Annotated in this window: 3 protein-coding genes; 2 read left to right on the top strand and 1 reads right to left on the bottom strand. The window is 70.2% G+C overall.

Translation table 11 applies throughout. The features are described from left to right. Positions 1-380: 380 nt before the first annotated feature. Both ACWGH4_RS34780 and ACWGH4_RS34775 read left to right on the top strand, forming a co-directional pair. Complete coding sequence (locus ACWGH4_RS34780) at positions 381-746, top strand: hypothetical protein (RefSeq protein WP_453467869.1); 366 nt, start codon at positions 381-383, stop codon at positions 744-746. Next, positions 743-1,411, top strand: coding sequence for a nucleotidyl transferase AbiEii/AbiGii toxin family protein (locus ACWGH4_RS34775; protein WP_453467867.1), 669 nt, complete (start codon positions 743-745; stop codon positions 1,409-1,411). The genes ACWGH4_RS34780 and ACWGH4_RS34775 overlap by 4 nt, the downstream gene beginning before the upstream one ends. A gap of 101 nt (positions 1,412-1,512) precedes the next feature. On the opposite strand, the gene ACWGH4_RS34770 is transcribed toward ACWGH4_RS34775, so the two are convergent. Next, on the bottom strand, positions 1,513-1,816 hold a 304-nt coding region (locus tag ACWGH4_RS34770; protein WP_453467865.1), incomplete at its 5' end, for a VOC family protein.

Below are 1,816 nucleotides of genomic sequence, written 5' to 3'. Positions count from 1 at the left end.
GCCCTGGCCCGCTCGGCGCGCCGCCACAGGGCGCCGTAGGTGATTTCTTCGCCGTGCCACACGAGCGCCGTCTCCTGCGGCGCACGGCGCGCATGCGCCCCGATTTCCTCGACGAGTGTGCCGCCGCCCATGGGCCGCGCCCCCTTCCGCTCCTTGCACCGGCGAAAACCTGTCGGCCTCGATGGTGGTTTCGCGCGCTGGAGGATCGCCTGAGCCGTGAGACAGGAGGGGTGCACGGGTGCGCCGTCGCGGCGGCCGCGGCGCGACGAATCCGGCGCGCCGCCCGTGATCCGCCCGTCTGCAACGCGTGGGGCCATGTGCAACCGCACCGTGGGGCCCTCTGCTGCCGGAGGCGATCCCGACGAGGAATAATGCAGGGCATGGTGCCGCAGCCCGCTCCGAGTTCCTCGCCATCCGCCGCCGAAGTGCTGCGTATGCGGTATGCGAGTCGGCTGCCGACGCGTCTGGAAGACCTCGCCGGGCCGGTGACGGGACGGGTCGAGCTCCCGCTGCATGTCGCCTGGTCCGGGCTTCGCACATATGACCTGGACCGGCCGCGGCAGCGTATGAGCCTCTACCGCACCGTCCTGGCCGAGGGGCAGCACGGCGATCTCACCACCCTGCTCGACCGGAACCTGCTGCTCGATCAGTGGCCCGTGCTGCGCACCCTGGTCAGCAGGCACATCCGCGATGTGTGGGAAGACTCGTTTCCCGAGCTCGCCCACCGGACCTCCACCGCCGCGTGAACCTCACCGGACTGCACCGCCGGCTCCTGGCAGACGTTCTCGCGATCGGCGCTCCATACCCACTGGTCATCACCGGTGGCTACGCCGTCCAGGCGCACGGACTGGTCGACCGGCTCAGCCAAGACCTCGACGTGGCCACCGAGAGCCCGGCGCCGATGACCGGAATTGCCGACGACCTGCGACACGGCCTGAGCCGCAGGGGCTGGCACGTCAGCATGATCAGCGTGGACCCGCTCTCCGCACGCCTGCTGGTGACAGATCCCCGAAGCGGTGAGGACTGCGAGGTGGACATCCTCAAGGAAAACCTCTGGGCGCCGCCGTACACCACCGAGTACGGCCCCGTGCTTGCGCTCGACGACGTCATCGGAACCAAGGTCCGGGCCCTGGCCGACCGCGGCGCGGTGCGGGATCTCGTAGACGTCCACGCAGCTGCGGCCACCCACCGCACCACCACCGACCTCGAGCGGCTGGGCGAGCGGCACGGTCGCGACGAGTTCCGCCTCCAGGACCTGCGCGACCGTCTCGCCGGCGCCGACTGGTACGACGACGAGGAATTCGCTGCCTACGGACTCACCGAGGATGAGATCGCTCGGCTCAGGACGTGGGCCCAGCAGTGGACGAGTGACCTCGACCGTCGCCTGGGTGAGGACTGCCACGAAGGCTGACCTCCTGCCGGCAGTTCGTCGCACCGTTGCCCAGTGGAGACACGATGGTCGGGATGCTGCTCCCAGCGGTGGAACCGCCGCCCGCCCGCCCGGGGGGCGGGTCAGAGCGGGGCGCCGCCGAAGCCGAGCTCGTTTCCGTCGGGATCGCGGTACAGGGCCTTGCGCACGCCATTGGCGTAGGTCTGCCGTTCGCTGGGCTCCAGTCCCCGGCCCGATGCCTGGGAGACGAAGGCGTCGAGGTCGTCCACGAAGACGGTGTGCAGGGCGTGGCCGGCGTGCTCGGGTCGCTGTTCGATGAACAGCGACCGGTGTTCCGCCAGTTCCCACACGGCCTCCGTGTCGCTCGCGACGAACGTGGGAGGAGTGCCGAGCAGCCGTTCGTACCAGAGCAGGGCGGCACGGTAG

It is taken from the genome of Streptomyces sp. NPDC054847 (genome assembly GCF_053610925.1).
This window is presented reverse-complemented; position numbering and strand designations above follow the sequence as displayed.

Excerpts from the sequence above, each read along its gene's own strand:
- ACWGH4_RS34780 (WP_453467869.1), top strand. The coding sequence starts at position 381 with ATGGTGCCGCAGCCCGCTCCGAGTTCCTCGCCATCCGCCGCCGAAGTG.